Below are 19,779 nucleotides of genomic sequence, written 5' to 3'. Positions count from 1 at the left end.
TATTTTTAATTATACCACAATTGCCAATTACCAAATGATAGAATTTTTAAATCGCTATGGTGCTGAGATTATTCAGCGCGCGATCGAACACTTATATTTAGTAACTGTTGCAATTTTTATCGCTATTCTTGTAGGAATTCCCCTCGGAATTTTAGTCACCAGAAAACCCAAATTGAAAAAGCCGATTTTGGGATTTGCTAATATTATGCAAACAATTCCTAGTTTAGCTTTGTTTGGCTTGCTAATCCCGGTGCCAGTAGTGGGTGGAATAGGCGATCGCACGGCAATTATCGCCCTCACTCTGTATTCTTTACTGCCTATTATCCGCAATACTTATACTGGTATTGTCGGTGTCGATCCAGCGATTACGGAAGCCGGGAGAGGCATGGGGATGACTGATATGCAACTGTTATGGCAAGTGGAAATTCCTCTGGCCCTGGGCGTGATTCTGGCGGGCGTGCGAGTGGCCACAGTAATTGCGATCGGACTCGCTACCATCGCCGCTGCAATTGGCGCCGGCGGCTTGGGGGTGTTTATTTTTCGCGGCGTTGCTACCGTCAACAATCAGTTACTTTTGGCTGGGGCAATTCCGGCGGCTTTAATGGCCTTAGCTGCGGATTTTGGGCTGGGTTTGGTAGAAGCGCGCCTCTCGAAAAGTACATTAAAAACTATTAATGAGGAGTAAAATCCTGACTACCTTCCGTCAGGGTTGTCACTCTCTGCGAACCAGAAGCATTCGCTGGATTCGCTATCAGATTGCGGATTTCATTTGACCGTTCAATGTACTCGCGATCGCTCAAAACAGCTTGGCTTCCCTCCAGCGAAATAGCATCTGCCAAATCGATCCAAGAACGGCAACCGCCGTATTCAGGAATGTAGGGAATTTCGCGGATTTCTGCAAGGCGATAAGTCCGCAGCAATAAAATATAAATTGGCTGAGTTTGTTTCCATTTCAGGCGATCGCTGACAAAATTTTCATTCCAAATATGGTACGGAAATAGCGCCGTAATTGCCGGTTCCCAAGCTACCAAAAAAACATCAGTAATCTCCGCCCAACTGCCAATTATAATAAGTTCTGGATGCCAACCAGATTCAACTGTCTTGACTTGATGTGCAAACTCCGGCTTTAATAAATCCGGCTGTTGGTGTTCAAAAGTTGGATACAGCAAAACCTGTTTGTCAGTGACATTGAACTGTCCTGCTTGCTCGCGAATTCCCCCCTTCCGCAACAGCACAATCGTTTGACCTTGTTCCAAAGCATTAACTGCTACATTCCATTCTTTCAGCGCCCTAGTAGTTGATTTCATAGGAATTGAGTTGGGTTTTAACAATAGTAACAAAAATGGGTACTTTCAAGCAAGTACAGCCATTTCTTCCTGTTAAAATTGGCGTAGTCCTGACTATGCAGGACTACCCTATTATTGCTAAATTCTCACTGCAAAAGATGCTGCTAATTCCCGTTCTGGTTCCATACCAACTGTAGGCGGCATGGAACGATTTGCTACTTGCTCGATCAGTTGTAGATGTTGCGGCAGCATTTTAGCTAAACTGTAGCGTTCGAGGGCGGTTTGACGGGCTTTGATGCGAATTTCTGCCATGCGGGTAGGATGGTCTAAAACTTCATCAATGCGATCGGCTACTTGTTTCGGTGAGAAGTAATCGACTAGCAAACCGTTCTCTCCGTCGCGGATAACTTCTCTGACTGGCCCTGTGTCGGAACCGATTACTAAACATCCGGTGGATAGAGATTCAATCATCGACCAAGATAGCACAAAAGGTCTGGTCAAATAAACGTGTACGTCGGATGCTTGAATTACTTTTAGATACAGTCCATAAGGTAGGGGCCCGACAAAGTGAACTCGCGATAAATCTAGGGGGACTTTTTTGAGCATATAGTCTTTGTAAGACTCGCCGTTGGGTAAAGAACGACCGTAACAAACTCTTTCTGAACCAACGATGACGACGTGACAGTTGGGGCGGCGTTCTTGTACATAGGCGATCGACTCAATGAATTCGGGAAAACCCCGGTAAGGTTCCATTCCCCGCGATACGTAGGTGACAATTTCATCAACGCCAGACAAGTCTAAGTTAGGCAAAACCAGTTTAGCACCGGGGTCTGGTTTGAAGTAATCGGTATCTACGCCGTCGTGGAGTGTGGATAATTTTTGTTGTAATTCTGGCGGGAATTGCGATCGCTGCCAATAAGTGGGCGACAAACCCCAATCGCAAGAGTATAAATCGATCAAAATCGGCGCATTTTTGATTCTAATTCTGGCCATATCGTCAACTGTTAAAGGTTCCGCTGGATCGAAATCTGCGTCGGAACCAATAGCATGATAAAACCACTCGAAATAGCACAAAAGCGGCGTATTTGGAAAAGCTTCTTTGACGAACAATGTCGGCCCCCAACCGGAATGTCCGCAGATAATATCAGGTACGAAACCGTCTGCTTTGAGTTGTTCTGCCATTCTAAATACGGCTTGTCCGTAGATGACGGCACTTTCTAAAGGGCGGACGTATTGGTGAGTCTGCGCGTGGGGTTCCCGGCTGGGGGTAAATGCTGCTTTGCGAACGCCGGGAATGTTCCACTCTGGGCGCTCGTTTTTAGTACCGAAAACAATTTGATTTTTGGGATCTGCGCCTAAAGCCGTGATAATGTGGCGGTATTGGGCGGGGAAGTTGGGATGGAGAAATAATGCTTTCATTGTCTGTTGACTGTTGTCTGTTGACTGTTGACTGTTGACTGTTGTCTGTTGACTGTTGACTGTTTTCTGTTGACTGTTGACTGTTGTCTATTGTCTGTTGTTAGTTGGAATAAAATATTTTGATTCGGCTAAAAAGCTTTGGTTTTATTCATTGGGGGTTGGTGCTTTGCAGATCCAGACACAATCTCGCGGTACTGAAGATGTATTTTTCAGGATAATTTCATAGTTTAAATGATGGAGAAATTTTTCCATAATTGTATCAGTCATAACTGAAAATGCAGTGCCGTCTCTCCGTCCCAGCAGGTTTTTGTCCCACTCGCAGGCGAATTTTTGCCACCCTAATTCGCTGAGAATATTCCCGTGGTGAAAGACGCAAATTCGATCGCCCCGCAGCAGTTTGGGAATTCGAGTCAGGTAATTGAATATATCTACTGGCTCTACGTGTACCATTGTATCGTAACAAAAGCAGACATCGGCTGAACCTGGAGCGATGCCGTCTAATGTTAAACCGTCGAGTTTGACGTAAGAAACGCGATCGTCTCCCAAGCGCGATCGGGCCGCTTTCAGCATTTGACTGGAAATGTCGGCACAAATTAGTCGATCGCAATATTTCAGCAGCAGCGAACCAGTTTTTCCGCCGCCGATACCAATTTCTAAAACCGTATGTTCTTTTTTGATGTACGGTGCAATAAATTGCTGTTCTATCAGCGCTTCGTATTCTGCTAGGGAGTTAGCGGCACCGGCAGCTTTACCTATCCATTCGTCGCCAATATGGGCAAGTTCGGCATTAGTTTTTTGCCACTGTTGGGCGTAACTGTCCCAAGCTTCTTCGTAATCTATTTTAGGCGGTATTATTTCCATTTTTTTTTAGGTCTCAGAATACACAAACAAAAGTCGCTTGATAGTCCTCCCGGCTGCTGCATTAAGATTGTTTCAATCTCCAGCAATAACTTGACGATTGTTTCACTCTTTGGTTCTCCGTCTGAAAGTTGAGCGTGATCTAAAAAAGGGTAAAGTTCGTGAAGCAACCCCCCACCGGCTGGATTCAAGACTTCCACATCAAAGTAGAATTCTAAAAACGGAAGTATCAGCTTTGACCGGACTGCTTCTGAAGGGTCTCTCGCCAATACTTTCTCAATACTTGGACTCGAAAATTTTTCAGTTGTTCCCGACCTTAGCGTGTCATGAAAACATTTGTAAATGCGATTAATCACATCCACTTGAGCTTGATTATATATATTGTAGCAATCTCCTATGTATTCATTGACAATAAAATATCCATCGGGTTTTAAACATTTCTGAACAATTGATAAACATCGTTCTAGTTCTTTGACGTGATGCAGCGAACCAGAGCAAAAAACTAGATCGTATTTTTTATTATCATCAATCGCAAACAAATTAAAGTCATCTTGATAAAAATTAATCTCTACTCGCGCTGCTGCGGCATCTTTTCTAGCAATTTCTAAAGAACTTTCGGAAAAGTCAAAGGCATCAATTTGAGTTGCTAATCCTAATTTAGCCATGAGAATCTCGTGATTCCCCACACCGCAACCAATAGACAAAAGACGATCGAACCGTCGATTTTTGAAATATTTTTTGACTAACCAGGTTAGCCAGTAACCTTGAGTATTACCACCTGACAGCCGATGGTTTATAGCTTTTTCGATAATCGGATTAGACAACCAGTAACCCTGCTTCCCAATTGCGGCTGTTGGGTTAGTCTCCCAGTAATTTTTAGCTGTTAATTCATTGGAGGTGTTCTCTTCCCTGATGCGGAAAATTTGACGCCATACTTTCTTACCATTGAATCTTGAAGGATTACTTTTTAGTAGTAAAATAACCTTCTCTAAAAATTTGACCATAAGCGTGAGTCATTTCTGCAAAACTATTCAAAGACTCTAACACATATTTAGCATTTTCTGCTAACCGCTGGCGCAAAGATTTATCCTCCAATAAACTAATCAAAGCTGCAACTAATTCGTCCGGGCGATCTGGCGTATAAAACAAACCATTAATTCCAGGCCGCACTTGTTCTTTAATCCCAAAAACCGGCGATGTAACAATTGGCAAATCGCAGGCCATAGCCTCCAAAATCACTCTGGGAAAACTTTCGACGCGAGAAGTGCAAACAAAAATATCAGCCGCTTTGTAATATTTTCCCGTCTCCCCAGTTTCCGGGACTACTGTCACCCTTTGCCGCAACTCTGCTGGCAATTCCCCCACCAACTCGGCTAGTTTATTGCTGTAAATACTAGGGCGATCGCCCACAATAAAACACCTGATTTTATTGTGCCATTTGTCAGGCAAAAGTGAAAGTGCCTTAACTAAATCCTGCTGTCCTTTGCGTTCGCATACCGTTCCCAGCAGCAAAATTACCACATCTTCCGCTGCAACACCTAAAGTTTTTCTAGCCAATTCAGAGTTCTCCGAATTTTCCAGTTTGCTCAAATCTAAGCCGTTGTGAATCACCGTAAAATTGTGGTGGCTGTTGAGAGGCAAATACCTGTCCCGCGTGGCATCTGCCACAAAAATCACTTTGTAAGGAAAGCGAAAACACTCTAAAGCTCTCGCCGCAATCTCCGAACCAAACCTGTTAAAATAAGTTTGCCAAGGTTCGCTTTCGTGCACGTTCCATACCACAGGAATTCCGATTAGCCGCGCCGCATCAACTACAAAAAAGTTTTCTAAAGTATTGGCATAAATTGCATCTACTTTTAAACTTGCAATTTCTGTGCTAAAACTGCGGATGGCTTCATCATAAGCATCGCGCTGGTAGATGTGTTCGAGAGGATTGTCGCGCACAATTACTTCAATTCCCTGCTGTTCGTAAGCTTGACGCAGGGGCCCGTCTGTTACGCAAAGTACGATCGGCTCAATCACACCGTCAGCAGTCAATTTCACTGCAATTTCGTACTGATGCAGCGGCGCGCCAGTAAAATCCAGCGAATTGCTGCACATCAAAACTTTGATAGGATGAATCAAATTCTCTGCTTCTGCTACCAACAAACCAGAATCGGAAACTTCCAATGTATAACCTTCTTCCTTCTTCCCTCTTCCTTCTTCCTTCTTCCTTCTCTCTTCTTCCTTCATAAAAACCCGTCGAGGTTGAATATGAAAATACTCATCTTCTAAAGACAAGTGAGGACTGTAAAAACTGTCATTTTTGCCCGCATACTTGCGCCTAAAAGCCGCCACTTCTTGAGGATTGTCCGTAAAACCCCTAGAAGTTCCCTCTTTGTGCAACAACTCTGCATCAGGACAATATACGCACCGATAACCCCGTTCTAACAGTCGGTATCCGTAATCTACATCATTGTAAGCAACAGCAAAATTCTCCTCATCAAAACCGCCCAATTCTAAGAACAATTGACGTGGAGTAATCGTGCAAGCGGCTGTTACCGCAGAGTAATTTCGCGTTACCATCGCTTGAGAAAGATAGCCTCGATTGTCGCTGTTCATCAGCTTAAAAGCATGACCAGCCAAGCCGTGATGCAGCCCGTGAATTACGCCCGCGTGCTGAATTCTGCCGTCGGGATATAGCAGCCTCGCGCCGACTGCACCCACGCCATGGATTTGAGCATATCCCACCATTTGACTCAGCCAGCGGGGGTTAATTACTTCAGTATCGTTGTTCAAAAACAAAACATATTCGCTATCAACTTGTTCGACAGCGCGGTTGTTAATTGCTGCAAAACTAAACTTGCCGCCAGGATTTTTTATCCGCAAAACTTGGCAAGTTAATTCCTTTAAATATTCCAGAGTTTTCGGGTCGTCGCTTTCGTTGTCGATGACGGCAACTTGATAATTTTTGTAGGTTGTGGTTTCTAGAGAATCCAGACAGGCTTTCAGCAATTTTAGCTGATTTTTAGTAGGAATAATTACCGTTACTGATGGGCCGTTATCCGGGAAATCCTGGGCAAATATGCCCAAATTTTCTTTAATAGCCCATGCGTGCTGAGCGACATTACCATTAATTTTGCGGCGGTTTAGTGCGTCTTGAATAGCTTTTTGACCTGCGGAAAAACTGGCTGGTTTTGCTGCCCCAGATATGGCTGTAGAACCGGGTGCGGTGCGCCAGTGATACAGCACTAGCGGCAGGTGCGCGACGTGGCGAGAAATTTCGGTGGCTCTCAAGGCAAAATCGTAATCTTGCGAGCCTTCAAAACCTATCCGTAAACCGCCTATTTCTTCAAAAATGTGTCTTCTGACAGCGCACAAATGACCGAGATACATATAGGAAAGCAGCAGTTCCGGCGACCATTCCGGTTTGAATTGCGGGGCGAATCGGCGACCTTTAGTGTCGATTTTGTCGTCGTCGGAATAGAGAAAATCGGTGGCTGGATGCGAGGCAAAATATAAGGCGACTTCGCCTAATGCGTCGGGAGTGAGTTCGTCGTCGTTGTCTAAAAACAGGATGATGTCGCCTGTTGCGAGGGCGGCGGCGCTGTTAGTTGCTGCGCTGATGTTGCCGTTTTCTGTGCGAAATGTGATGCGGATACGATCGTCCTTTTGAACCCAGTTTTTCAAAGTGTCAGCAACAGTGAAATCGGTACTGCAATCATCGGCAATGCAGAGTTCCCAGTTTGGATAAACTTGATTGATTACGCTGTCGATCGCACTTTCTAAAAAATCTATCTGCGGGTTGTAAACTGGCATTACTACCGAAATTTTTGGCAGGGGTTCCCGGCAGGATTTTAACCGAGAAATCAAATAATCGCGCGCGCGATCGTTCCACTGATTCACCTCCAGCCAAGCGTCATACCTATCAATGGGTTGAGGCACTACAAAACCCGCAGGTGGCAGTAAATCTCCCGGCGCACTAAACTGTTTTTGCTGCCGATAAATCTTCCCCAACTGGCGGAGCACCTTCACAATTTCCCAGGGCAGGGGCAAAATTCTACCAAGACGCTGTTTTCTCTCCCTCGCCCGTTGCTGAATTGCCGCTGTAAACCTTGATAACTCCTCAAATTTATCTGCACTTCGCTGCCAGATATGGTAGCGCCGCACTGTCAATATTTTAGGCGCTTGAAAAAACAAAATTTCCCCTGTTTCTAACTCAGCTTGCAGAGAAACGTGCCATTCCCCTGGCGGCAAATCCACAAGGGCCTCAAAACCGCTTTCCGAACTGTTAATCCAGTCGGGGAACACTTCGCCGACATCTTTTCGCCGCAAACCGTAGGCGCATTCTACAGAAGTATCGCCGCACAACAAGCTTAATTTAGCAATTTTGCGATCGTGGTGGCAGCACCAACCTGCAAACAAAATTTGACCCTGACGCTGTTCCCACACCACCGGTACATCTAACGATGCTTGAATCGTTGAAACTAACAACGGATAAGCTGCCAATAAATGCCATTTACCTCGATCGTCTTGCGCTTCCAGTAGCACTTCGTGCCGTCCTGCTGGCGCTTCCAATTGAATTGTAAAACCTGATTTCTTCGCAGCCGGAATATTAGAGTGTGCTAGCGCTATATCACTTCTATCTATGCCGTAAACGCCCGCAAAACTCTGGTCTTTAATTCTGGCGCGGACTGCTGTAGTCTCTCTTTTTTGGTTAAAAACCCAGCCCACAATTAGCAGGTTGGAATCACAAACTTGCCAAGTAGTGGGTTGATCTAACGAAAAAATAAATTTAGGAAACAAGTCGCGAATTTTGCGCTGAATTTCCCACAAATTTTCCCTCAATTGCCACCATCTAGAAGACTTGATTAGAGCAATTTCTGCGCGAAAATTTTCAGTTTCCTGGCGGGAGTCTTCTAATTTTTCTTTAGTATCCTTTAATCTTTCCTGATTTTGACTTTGTGCTGTTTCTAACTGAAGTAACTCAGCTAACTTTTGCTGCAATATAAATTCAGTCTCTTCAAATTGTACCTGAGTTTGCCCTAATTCTGCTTCTAATTCTAATACTTTCGCTAAAGCTGTTTGAAATTGCGATTCTTTGCCGGCAAGCTGTACCTGAGTTTGTCCTAATTCTGTTTCTAATCCTAGGAGTTTCGCTAACGCTTCTTGAAATTGCGATTCTTTGCCGGCAAGCTGTACCTGAGTTTCCCCTAATTCTGCTTCTAATTTTAAGACTTTCGCTAAAGCTTCTTGAAATTGCGATTCTTTGCCGGCAAGCTGTACTTGAGTTTGTCCTAATTCTGTTTCTAATCCGAGGAGTTTTGCTAAAGCTTCTTGAAAATTTGATTCTTTGCCGGCAAGCTGTACTTGAGTTGCTCCTAATTCAGTCTCTAAGCCCAACACTTTCGCCTGGGCCTGGTGAAATTGTTCTTGCCACTGTTTGAGTTCGGAATAGCTGGTTTTTTGCTGTTTTTCCAGCAAGCGGATTTTTAGCCAATCTTCAAATGGCCAGACTGGAGATGCTGGGAAATGAATAACTTGATCGATCGCACCTTGCGATTCGCTGCTGAGATTTCCAGCTTGGGTTTCTAAAAGTTCATATAGTTCTAATGCTTCGGGAAAATATTTTTCTATTAAACTCGGTCTGTGACTTTTGACAATATCGTTGACTAATAAAGATTCTTCAAAATTGTCGCCCGGTATGGCACCTAAGTTAACATTAAATTTTTCGTTTACTCGATCGAGGAAAAGTTCAGGAGTGTTGCCGATGGGGTAAACGTTGGCTAGGAGACAGCGATGGGGGAAACGTTCGTAAAGTTCTAAAACTTTTTGATTGTAGTGAATCCACATTTTTACTGCCATTTCGGGATTTTGCAGCAAGCTGACATCGGTTCCCCGGCGGTAAAGGGAATCGACTACTTCCCAGGGCGATCGATAAACACAGATAAAATTAGCTTCCGGGAGCAAATTCAGCCAAAAATCCCAAAAAAGGGCTGTTCGCGGGTCTTTCCAACCCCAATGTTTGTGAGGAAGTTGATTTTGGTCGATCGCGCGTTTAGCGATTTCCACGTATTCTGCTGCTACCGGAATCGTTTTTTCAAAGGTACATCCGAGTTCATCAATACCGTGCGATCGCAAAACACTTTTGTGAAACTCCACAAAATCAACATTCTCGAAATGACCTTTCACATTTCCGTCGGCCGGGCCCACTAACTTTTTGCCAATATCAACCCCGACTTTCTGAAACAAAGAAGCTGTTAAAGACGTACCGGAACGGTGCATTCCTGTAACAATAAAAACCGACGGTTTGTTGTCATTTGTACTCACAATTTATCTCCCTCGCCCTAATACCCACACCAACCAAATTTACTCGCTACTCTCCCGCTAAGCCCAGGGATCGCCTGACTTGAAACCACGCGCTTCTTATCTTCCAGAACTTGCTGCTTTCCATTGCTAAAACTCGACACTTCGCTTGCTCTAGTTCTTGCTTGAGATTACTTAGCTGATTTTCTGTTTTTTCCAACTGCATTTGCACAGATACTAACTGATTTTGAGTTTGCTCCAATTGCGTTTGAGCTAAAACTAATTCAGTTTGAGTTTCTTCCAACTTTGTTTCAGTAATCATTAACTTACTTTGGCTTTGCTCCCATTCTATCTTAGCCGAAGCTAACTGAGTTTCGAGTAATTTTAGTTTGGTCTGAGTAGACCCCAACAAAGACTGCGATTGCCTTTGGTTAACTAGCGATTTAACAGTGCAAGTTTCCAGAATCCATTCCCAACCATAGTTATTGATTGCTTTGACTATTAACACATCCTGCAGCGCCACAGTGTTTTTGGGTAAATAACAGCTCCAACCCGATTGCAAAGCCCCATTATTTTCAAAATATCCAGCCACATCCGGGCGATTGTAAAAAGGCTCGCATCTCTGTACAACCTCGCCGTTTACCAGCACTTGCAGTTCCTCAATTCGACCGTCGAGATTCACATCAGCTACCCATCCTTCTAGATACAAATTCTCCTTATTGGTAAAAGCAGCAACATCAATATATCCTTCCGGGTGATGATGGAATTTTAACTCTGAAAAATCTCTAACTAGCTCATTTGTGACAACATACAAATCCTGAAATCTGCATATGCCTTTTTTGATGCGGTGAACAAAAGCTTTGCCTCCGCTAACTCGATCGACACATTCTCTCACAAACTTTTCAGTTACATAAGTTGTGCCGTATTCCTCCTTATCTAAAGACTGACTTTCGCTTTGAGCACTAAACAAAATACCGTTGGCCGGCATTTCTATATGAGGACTTCGCAAACACTCATCGTGAACGCTGAACATCAAAATGCCGTTAGGAGTCAACAAATCGTACAAATTTTGCAACCAACTTGTAAAAGTTCTTTCCGGCATATGGCTGAAAAAAGAATTAGCCAGAATGCAGTCAAACTTGCGGTCAATTAAATAATTTTCTGGTTTGCCAGTTGAGACAATACCGTTGACGCCCAAGTATTCAGTTTGAAATTTAACCGCGTTAGCATAAATATCAGAAACCCAAATTCGTTCCGGCGGTATTTCCTGAATCAAAAACCTGGTAAATCGACCGTAACCGCAGGCAAAATCTAGAAAAGAAGGTACATTTTCAAAACTGCCAAAATGCCATTCCACAACTTGTTTAACCGTATCCAAGATGCGACGCCCGATCGAATAATAGCGCACCAAAGCCCGATCGCGATCGTCTTTGACGTTGTTCAAGCTGAACAAATACATTTCATCGTCTTCGCAGATATTCAGTTTAAAATTTTCGGGAAACTTAGTTTGATCTTGAATAAATGCTTTGATTACGGGATTTTCGACTAAATCTAAATTGATATCGCTCATTTTTTTTACAGAATTTTAGATAACCTCTGTTGACTGCTCTTTCACTAGAGTATCAGCATTAACAACAGTTAAACACGGTTCGATCAGCAAGTCAACGATGCCGTTACCGCAAGACTCAGTACAAGACTGAACTCTAAACATCGCCACATCAACACAGCGATCCAGATAAGTTAAATCTCCATCTACCATTCCCACAACCCCAGCATTCAGAAAATAAACACCGGGATTCAGCAAACATTTAAAATTAAACTTCACTACAATTGTCGTTCCCGCTTCCACATACCTAACTGACTGAGTAGAACCCTTCAAAGAAGCACCCGCCAACTCAAAACCGCTAATTGTTTTAATCAACATTCCAAACCTAACTTTGGAAGTTGACCTGGAGAAAGTGACAGAGTAAGTATAAATATAATCTTGACGGCCGATCAAGTGATTTACCACGTTTCCCTTCAGCGTCTCGATGTGGGGGTTGATAATTTCCGCTCCGCGAGACGGATACCTTACCGTATTCGACGGTATCATCCCCGGATCGTAAAATTCATCGTAATATTCCTTGGGTTTGGAGAGATGTTGCTCCGGTTTAACTTCCCTCTTTGTGCTTTCTAAATTAGCATCCTGAAGGTGGTCTTGAGTTTCCTGTCTTGTCAGTTGGTTCAGAGCTCGAATATCTGACTTCAACCCCAGAACCTGATCCGGATCGGCATAAATCAGCTTTTGATACTTAGAAATTACCACCTTCGGCGTGTGAGCGAGCAGCAATTCACCGCTATCCATTAAAATCGCCGACGTACAAAGTTGCACCACAGAAGTAGCAGCATGAGAAACAAATAAAATGGTTCCGCCACCTTCCTGAATGCTTTGCAAGCGGGCAAAACACTTGCGTTGAAAAGCTTCGTCGCCCACCGAAAGCGCCTCGTCAACCACCAAAATATCTGGCTCGACGCTAGTCGCAACGGCAAAAGCTAGCCTGACAAACATACCGCTAGAATATGTCTTGACTGGCTGTTCGATGAAATCCCCAATATCAGCAAAAGCAGCTATATCGTCAAATTTTTCTTCAGTTTCTTTTTGATTGAATCCTAGTAACTGAGCGTTAAAAAACACATTTTGTCGCCCGGTAAATTCCGGGTTAAACCCGCTTCCGAGTTCCAACAAAGCGGAGACTCGCCCTTTAACCTCGACGCTTCCTGCGGTAGGAGTCAGCGTCCCCACAATTATTTGCAGGAGAGTGCTTTTCCCCGAACCGTTGCGACCGACGATTCCCAGAGTTTGTCCTTGAGGAATTTCCAGATTGATGTCGTGTAGGGCCCAAAATTCGTCAGCAAGTTTTTTGCTGGGGTAAATAATTTCCTTTAAGCGGTCTCCTGGACGATCGTACCGCTTAAAGCATTTGGAAACATTTTTTAATGAAATTACATTTTCTGTCATCCGATTTTAGATTTTAGATTTTAGATTTTAGATTTTAGATTTTAGATTGACTTTACAGCATATTCGGTGGTTCATAAAGTACATTAGCAGCTATATTGTGTGCTGTTAATCTGTAGGGTGCGGATCTGCGAGATATTGGATAAAACTTGCAGATTGTTGATGGCGACGCACCTTACTTGCTAGAAAATTGTGTGTACTACATATACATAGAATATGCTGTATATCTCAAACAAATGTACAGCATATCTCAAACCAATTTACAGCACGTCAGCAAAAGCGGGACGCAAACGCCGGTAAACCGCCAAACCTCCACAAAATATAGCAGCAGAAATTAGCGTGGCGACACCCCATTCGCCCCAATGCTTAACTTCTCCAAGCAGTATGAGGTCTCGATAAACCTCCGAGATGGCGGCCATTGGATTCAGCCAAAATATCCACGCTCGCCACTCTTGCGGGATGATTGAGGCTGGGTAGACGATCGGCGTCAAATAAAACCAAAAATTTAGAATAACACCTAATGTCTGAGGAATGTCTCGCAAAAATACAGTCAAGCCCGCTGTCAAATATCCCAAACCCGCAGTTATCAGCAACTGAGGTATCCACACCAGTGGCAGCAAGCATAAAGTAGCGTTGAGCTTTTGCGACGACACTGCTACTATCACAATCAAAGCTACTAAACCCAGAGAACTTTCAAGAAAAGCTGTAAAAATCGGCACTAGGGGCAACAAACCGAGAGGAAATACCACTTTTTTGACTAAATTCGGCTGCCCCACCACGGAGACTCCCGACTTGATCAAACCGCTGGTGAAGGCAGTCCAAGGCAGCAAACCTGCAAACAACCAGACTCCAAATGTAATGTCGCTGTTTTCTGGGAAGCCTGCAAGGCTGAGCTTTACCTTGAGGACGATCGAGAATACATAAGTGTAAATCACCAATTGCGATAGCTGATTCAGCAGCGGCCACAAATTGCCCAGAATCGAGCCTTTGTATTGAGCTTCCAAGTCCCGGCGCACCAATGTTGCCAGCAGATTCAGCTTCGCCCACCGCTGCCTACTTGCGGGCGGCAGGCCGCCCACCCTTCGGGCTTTTTGGGCAACTTCTTTCACAGTTCTCTGCAATTTTTTCGCCCTCGTTCACTACCTTCACACCTAAATCAACTCAAGCTACAATTGTGCAGCTTTTGCTAAACCGCAATTATTCCACAGCCCCGTCGTTTTGATCAAGCATCTGCCACCCTGGCTTGGGCTTCTTCCTTCTTTCTTCTTTCCCCTTCCTTCGGAGGTTATTTTAGCCGATCGCCGATCGAACTGCCGAACCGATCGCTAGTTTTTGCTCGTCGTCGTAGCCCCACCGCTGGAAAAATTTTTCATACTTGCCGTTGGCACTCTGCAAACTTTCTAGCATTTGCGACGCTATAGTTTGACAGGCTGGCATTTGCAGCATTTGAATTAAATTGCGCGATCGCTCCTGCACTCTAGCAGAATCGGCCGCCATTTCCTCCTTTTGCTGGCGCGAATGATATACAACCATTGCCGCCGACATCGCCAAATTTTTCACCAGCAGTTCTGCTACGATCTCAGGAGCCGATCGCAGCGCCTCGATCACTCCGGGCGAGGGTCGATCTGCCTCCTGTCCGTCGTCCGTCAGATAGGTGACAAAAAAACCCCTAGCACCGTTGGGTGTTTTCACCAGAGATTTAACAGCTTGCTCGATCTCGGCCTCTAAAAGTCGTGAAGCGTAGCTATCCCGTAGGGAATCGGCCTCAATCAACGACAGTAAAGATTGAGTCAGCTCGATCGCCCCCTCAAAAGTTATGCTTTCCGATGCTAATAAAGAAGATGGAATACTCATCACGAACTCAATAATTGTAAAGATTCTGCCAATAATTGTAAACAATTCCCGCTGCCCGATCGCAAATAAATATGGCTATTATCTCCTCCAAACAACAGCCCCCCGACCCAAATCTACCCGAAGACATAGCCCCGGCCCGTCGCAAAAAAGTCGCCAAACCCCAGGCGGAATCTTTGCTAGAATCGCAAGAACTACCCGACGAAATCAACAGCAAACAAGACGACAAAATCCGACCTCAGCGTTTAGCTGAATACATCGGGCAAAAAGACTTGAGAGAAGTTTTGGCGATCGCAATTGCAGCAGCCAAATCTCGCGGCGAACCTATGGATCACCTGTTACTATACGGGCCTCCAGGGTTGGGAAAAACCACAATGTCGCTAATTTTAGCAGCAGAAATGGAAGTTGAATGCAAAATCACCACCGCCCCAGCCTTAGAAAAACCGCGAGATATTGTCGGATTGCTGATCAACCTCAAAGCAGGCGACGTGCTGTTTATCGACGAAATTCACCGCTTATCTAAAGTTACAGAAGAAATCCTCTATCCGGCGATGGAAGACTGTCGGTTAGATATTACGATCGGTCAAGGCAAAAGTGCCAAAATCCGCAGCATACCCCTGAAACCATTTACCTTAGTAGGAGCAACCACAAAAGTCGGATCGCTGACATCTCCATTGCGCGATCGCTTCGGCTTGATCCAAAGATTGCGCTACTACGAAATAGACGAACTTAGTCTAATTGTCCAAAGAACCGCCCAAGTTCTAGACACTCAAATCACCCCAGAAGGAGCCACAGAAATTGCCCGCCGAGCTCGCGGAACCCCCCGGATAGCTAACCGCTTGCTGCGACGAGTTAGGGACTACAGCGAAGTCAAAAATTTAAAGCCAATTGATGCCGAAGTTGCCTCACTCGCCCTGGAATTATTCAACGTCGATCCGCTAGGTTTAGATTGGACAGATCGGCGAATTTTGACAGCAATGATTGAGAACTTTAACGGCGGCCCAGTGGGCTTAGAAACCCTTGCAGCTTCTACAGGAGAAGACACTCAAACCATTGAGGATGTATACGAACCCTACTTAATGCAAATCGGATTTTTGCAGCGGACTAATCGCGGGAGAATGGTAACGGTTGCTGCTAGAAAACACTTGGGTTTTATTGAATAAAAAATGGGGCATGGGCATTGGTTATTGGTCATTAATTATTGGAGCCACTCCTACATAACTAATAACTAATGACTTATAACTCCTCTTATAAATTAAGTAGGGTACGCTGCACCTTACCGCTATAAGTAGTGTGAAACCTATTTTTGCGTCCAGGAATGAACTCCTAAGCTGTCGCGCATTTAAATTGCATATTGAGGGCGGGCGGGACGCCCAACCCCTACTCCCCACAAGACTTTAATTTTTTTTGACATACAATTTAAAGGCAGAACAGCTTAACCAATAACTAATAACTGCTAATGTAAATTATTTTTCAATCTTTTTTACAGCAGTCAAATCAGCTTTTAAATCATGGGAAACCAGCGACAAATTCCGCAATGCTTTTTCTCGATCAGTCGCAATTTTTAGCGCTGTTTCCCAAGTAAAAGTAAAAGAATGAAAAGAATCCGCATCAATTTTATCTTCCTCCAAATCCGCCATAACTTGCTTAAAAATATCAAACAACTCTTCTTGCAACCGATCTATTTCCTCAAAAGTTCCGGCTTGGCGGATTTTTTGAATCAAATTTAGAATAATCAAATTAAACTTGTCAGCTCGATTTTTTTGTTTCTGCAAAAAGCGCGATCGCAACTGCCAAAGCCAAGAAACAAACAGAGTAACAAACGAAAAAGACAAACCGATAACATCGGAATTTGCTGCTAAAAAAGCTGGCTTTTCGCGATCGTAATAAGCCTGAGCGCCCTCATGTACGGGGAAACCCAAACCGCCGCTTTCGGAGGGCTGACTAATCATGGCCGCCAAAGAATTAGTAGCTACCAAATTGCGGCGGTGCTCGAACAAAATCCGCGTAATTTCCTTAACTATTACCGGATCGACATCCTTGCGAACCAACAGAGTTGCGTCCACCTCAACGCTAGGCAAATCCACATCTGGTACTGCTGGAGCGGCCTTGTAAGTACCCTTAGGAATCAAGTGAGCTTCCAGATAAGGCAACTTAATTTTCATCGCCGCCGCTTGGTCGATGGGCACCAATTTGCCCCGCGTATTTTTCAGCAAATCGCTAACCAAATCGCTTCCCAGAGGTTGCACCCGAAAAATAGCATCAACCTCGCCGCTAGCAAACAACTTAGTAGCCTCAGCCCAAGAGCCAGCAGTAAACTGAAAATCGCTTGGTTTCAAACCGTAATGTTTGCTGATCAACCAAAAAGAACTATAAGAACCGCTCCCTTGCTCCCTCAGCGCAATATGTTTTCCTTTTAAATCAGAAACGCTTTTAATTCCCGATTTTTCCGAAACAATTAAATGAAAAACTTCCTTAAACAAAGAAGCAATTACCCGCGCTTGGGGCACTGCCGGCGTATCGTTCAGGGCAATAGCTAACTGAGCCTCATTTGCCTGAAGCCGGCGCATATTTTCGTCAGCGCCTTGAGTCTCAACAACTTTAATCCGCAGGCGCGGATTTTGTTGAATAACTACCTCAGCAATTGCTTGTCCGAAAGAATAATAATAGCCTGTCTTGGTTCCCGTCACTAGGGTTAATTCATAGACTCGCTGCTTGTCTTTGTGCACCTCCCAGCCAAAAACTCCAATCAGGACAACGCTTAATAGAGCAACGGGAAGCAGAAATTTATTTTGCATAGAGGTTGAGACTCGATCGTTAGAATGGCAAAATCAAAAGTATTCTAGTTAAAAAGGAAAATAGGACTCGGAAAATTCGACGCGCCCGATAGTGGAGGAGCCAATAGCCAATTCCCTGTTTGGTCGATGCTTTTAGGCCCCATCCGATGGGGGATTTCCCATAGGGGATTTTAGATTAAGATTACCACTCAATCTAAAATCTACAATCTAAAATCTAAAATTGTGCGATGCTTTTAGGCCCAATGCCCAATGCCCAATTCCCAATGCCCAATTCCCCATTCCCAATTCCCCATTCCCCATTCCCAATTCCCCATTCCTCATGTTAATATCCCTCAGAATAGAAAACTTTGCCTTAATTGACTGCCTGGATCTAGAATTTGGCCCGAGTTTGAACGTATTTACAGGGGAAACCGGCGCCGGTAAATCGATTATCCTAGATGCGATCGATGCAGTTTTGGGCGGGAAAGTCGATCGCCGATCGATTCGCACCGGAGCAGCGCGGGCAATATTGGAAGCTACCTTTGAATTGGACAAAGCCGCAGCTTTGTGGCTGGGCGAGCAAGAAATCGAACCCATAGACGGAAATTTAGTCGTTTGCAGCCGGGAAATTAACGCATCGAGCGGTGCTCTGCGTAGCCGATCGCGCTTGAACGGAATTTTCGTCAACCGCCAGTTAATGGATCAACTGCGCGATCGGCTCGTCGAAATTACCGCCCAAGGCCAAACCGTCCACCTCGGACAAGAAACTCTCCAGCGAGAATGGCTCGATTTATACGGCGGCAAAAAGCTCACTGAAGCGCGATCGATCATCACCTCCGCGTGGCTGGGAGCCAACAGCGCCAAAACAGCCCTCAAACGCAGGCGTCAGTCGGAACAGCAGCGACTGCAAAGACTTGATTTGTTAGAATACCAAGTCCGAGAACTCGGCGAAGCCCACATCGAAGACGCCGACGAACTCGAACAGCTAGAACACGAATCAATCCGGCTAGGCCACGTCGTCGAATTGCAGCAGCAGAGTTACCAAGTCCACCAAGCCCTGTACCAAAACGATGGCGACAGCGCATCAGCCGCCGACTTGTTGAGCAAAGCCGAAGTAATTTTAAGCGATATGGCGGTATACGATGTGCAGTTGCAACCAATCCTAGAAATGGTCAGCGATGCTTTAGCTCAAGCCACAGAAGCCAGCCGGCAAATTAGTAGCTACGGCGAACAATTAGAAGCAGATCCCGAAAGACTCGAAGAAGTAGAAGATCGGATTCGCGAACTCAAACAAATTTGTCGCAAATACGGGCCGCTCAAAGAAGCGATCGCCTACTACCAAAGCATTCAAAACGAACTAAATGAACTTTTAGAAGGAGGCGAGTCAATGGAAGCCTTAGAACTCGCATATCAGACCGCTTTAGAGCAATTAAAAGACGCTTGCAGCCACCTCACCACCCTGCGACGCGAAGCAGCCCTCAAACTAGAAACGCACCTCGTAGGAGAACTTAAGCCGTTAGCAATGGAAAAAGTGCAATTTCAAGTCGAAATCTCGCCTTGTACCCCAACCGCCACCGGTGCAGACCAAATCGCCTTTTGTTTCAGCCCCAATCCGGGCGAACCTTTGCAACCCCTGGGCGCGATCGCCTCCGGGGGAGAAATGAGCCGCTTTCTACTCGCCATCAAAGCCTGTTTTTCTCAAATAGAAAGCGCCGGTACGTTGATTTTTGACGAAATCGACGCCGGAGTCTCCGGGAGAGTCGCCGGGGCGATCGCCAAAAAACTTTACCAACTTTCCGACAAACACCAAGTTCTCTGCGTCACCCACCAGCCACTGATCGCTGCGATGGCTGATTTTCATTTTCGCGTCAACAAACAGACGATCGAAGCAGAAGCAAGTATCGAGGAACCCGCAGCCAATTCCGAACCAGTCGAACGTACAGTAGTCAGAGTTGCCGCTCTCAACAGTGACCAGCGGCGGGAAGAACTCGCCCAACTCGCCAGTGGCCGCTCAGCAACAGAAGCTATCGCCTTCGCCGAATCCCTGCTTGTCGAAGCCGCCGGATTGCGCCAAACTCAGTCCGCCCAACCCTGATCGGACCCTCAAGGCGATCGGGGGGTCAAAAGGCGGAGTTTTTTGAGAGTCGGAGGTTACACTAAAAATGTCAACCGCAAATTTTACAAAAAAAAGCTGAAAGCCCCGTGAATTTAGTGGGATGAAACCTAAGAGCAGCCAAATAGAGAGAAATTCTAGTTAAAAACCACAATTGTGTAGAGAAGGGCACACATCACTAGCAACTGGTAGTGT

13 protein-coding genes are annotated in these 19,779 nt (G+C 45.0%); 3 read left to right on the top strand and 10 right to left on the bottom strand.

Going from position 1 to position 19,779, the window contains the following annotated elements; all coding sequences use genetic code 11:
- The first annotated feature begins 34 nt into the window (after positions 1-34).
- Positions 35-685 carry an ABC transporter permease gene (locus QUB08_RS19810; protein WP_333226362.1) on the top strand — a complete coding sequence of 217 codons (651 nt, stop codon included), beginning with the start codon at positions 35-37 and terminating at the stop codon, positions 683-685.
- Here QUB08_RS19810 and QUB08_RS19805 read toward each other — a convergent pair.
- The 9 genes from QUB08_RS19805 to QUB08_RS19765 form a co-directional block, all read right to left on the bottom strand.
- On the bottom strand, positions 672-1,307 hold the full coding sequence (locus QUB08_RS19805; RefSeq protein WP_333226360.1) for a DUF1802 family protein: 636 nt from the start codon (positions 1,305-1,307) through the stop codon (positions 672-674). The two genes, QUB08_RS19810 and QUB08_RS19805, sit on opposite strands and share 14 nt — an antisense overlap.
- 117 nt (positions 1,308-1,424) lie before the next feature.
- Complete coding sequence (locus tag QUB08_RS19800) at positions 1,425-2,705, bottom strand: glycosyltransferase family 4 protein (RefSeq protein ID WP_333073645.1); 1,281 nt, start codon at positions 2,703-2,705, stop codon at positions 1,425-1,427.
- A gap of 144 nt (positions 2,706-2,849) precedes the next feature.
- On the bottom strand, positions 2,850-3,566 hold the full coding sequence (locus tag QUB08_RS19795) for a class I SAM-dependent methyltransferase (RefSeq protein WP_333226358.1): 717 nt from the start codon (positions 3,564-3,566) through the stop codon (positions 2,850-2,852).
- The gene (locus QUB08_RS19790; RefSeq protein WP_333226356.1) at positions 3,557-4,387 is read right to left on the bottom strand and encodes a class I SAM-dependent methyltransferase; all 831 of its coding nucleotides are present in this window, start codon (positions 4,385-4,387) and stop codon (positions 3,557-3,559) included. The genes QUB08_RS19795 and QUB08_RS19790 overlap by 10 nt, the downstream gene beginning before the upstream one ends.
- A 136-nt stretch (positions 4,388-4,523) precedes the next feature.
- Positions 4,524-9,872: a glycosyltransferase gene (locus QUB08_RS19785; RefSeq protein WP_333226354.1), complete on the bottom strand. Its 5,349-nt coding sequence runs from the start codon at positions 9,870-9,872 to the stop codon at positions 4,524-4,526.
- Positions 9,873-9,918: 46 nt separating this feature from the next.
- A complete protein-coding gene (locus QUB08_RS19780) occupies positions 9,919-11,418 on the bottom strand; it encodes a methyltransferase (protein WP_333226352.1) in 1,500 nt (499 codons plus the stop codon).
- Between the two features lie 15 nt (positions 11,419-11,433).
- Positions 11,434-12,846 carry an ABC transporter ATP-binding protein gene (locus QUB08_RS19775; RefSeq protein WP_333226350.1) on the bottom strand — a complete coding sequence of 471 codons (1,413 nt, stop codon included), beginning with the start codon at positions 12,844-12,846 and terminating at the stop codon, positions 11,434-11,436.
- Between the two features lie 257 nt (positions 12,847-13,103).
- Positions 13,104-13,952 carry an ABC transporter permease gene (locus tag QUB08_RS19770; RefSeq protein ID WP_445300938.1) on the bottom strand — a complete coding sequence of 283 codons (849 nt, stop codon included), beginning with the start codon at positions 13,950-13,952 and terminating at the stop codon, positions 13,104-13,106.
- A 181-nt stretch (positions 13,953-14,133) separates the two neighbouring features.
- The gene (locus QUB08_RS19765) at positions 14,134-14,697 is read right to left on the bottom strand and encodes a hypothetical protein (RefSeq protein WP_333226348.1); all 564 of its coding nucleotides are present in this window, start codon (positions 14,695-14,697) and stop codon (positions 14,134-14,136) included.
- 71 nt (positions 14,698-14,768) lie between these two features.
- On the opposite strand from QUB08_RS19765, the gene ruvB reads away from it, so the two are divergent.
- Positions 14,769-15,857 (top strand): Holliday junction branch migration DNA helicase RuvB, encoded by a 1,089-nt coding sequence (gene ruvB, locus QUB08_RS19760; RefSeq protein WP_333226346.1) that lies wholly within the window; start codon positions 14,769-14,771, stop codon positions 15,855-15,857.
- A 303-nt stretch (positions 15,858-16,160) separates the two neighbouring features.
- Here ruvB and QUB08_RS19755 read toward each other — a convergent pair whose 3' ends face one another.
- The gene (locus QUB08_RS19755) at positions 16,161-17,492 is read right to left on the bottom strand and encodes a TAXI family TRAP transporter solute-binding subunit (RefSeq protein WP_333226344.1); all 1,332 of its coding nucleotides are present in this window, start codon (positions 17,490-17,492) and stop codon (positions 16,161-16,163) included.
- A 319-nt stretch (positions 17,493-17,811) separates the two neighbouring features.
- On the opposite strand from QUB08_RS19755, the gene recN reads away from it, so the two are divergent.
- The gene (gene recN / locus QUB08_RS19750) at positions 17,812-19,566 is read left to right on the top strand and encodes a DNA repair protein RecN (protein ID WP_333226341.1); all 1,755 of its coding nucleotides are present in this window, start codon (positions 17,812-17,814) and stop codon (positions 19,564-19,566) included.
- Positions 19,567-19,779 lie beyond the last annotated feature (213 nt).

It is taken from the genome of Microcoleus sp. BR0-C5 (genome assembly GCF_036705045.1).
Taxonomy (GTDB): Bacteria; Cyanobacteriota; Cyanobacteriia; order Cyanobacteriales; family Microcoleaceae; genus Microcoleus.
This window is presented reverse-complemented; position numbering and strand designations above follow the sequence as displayed.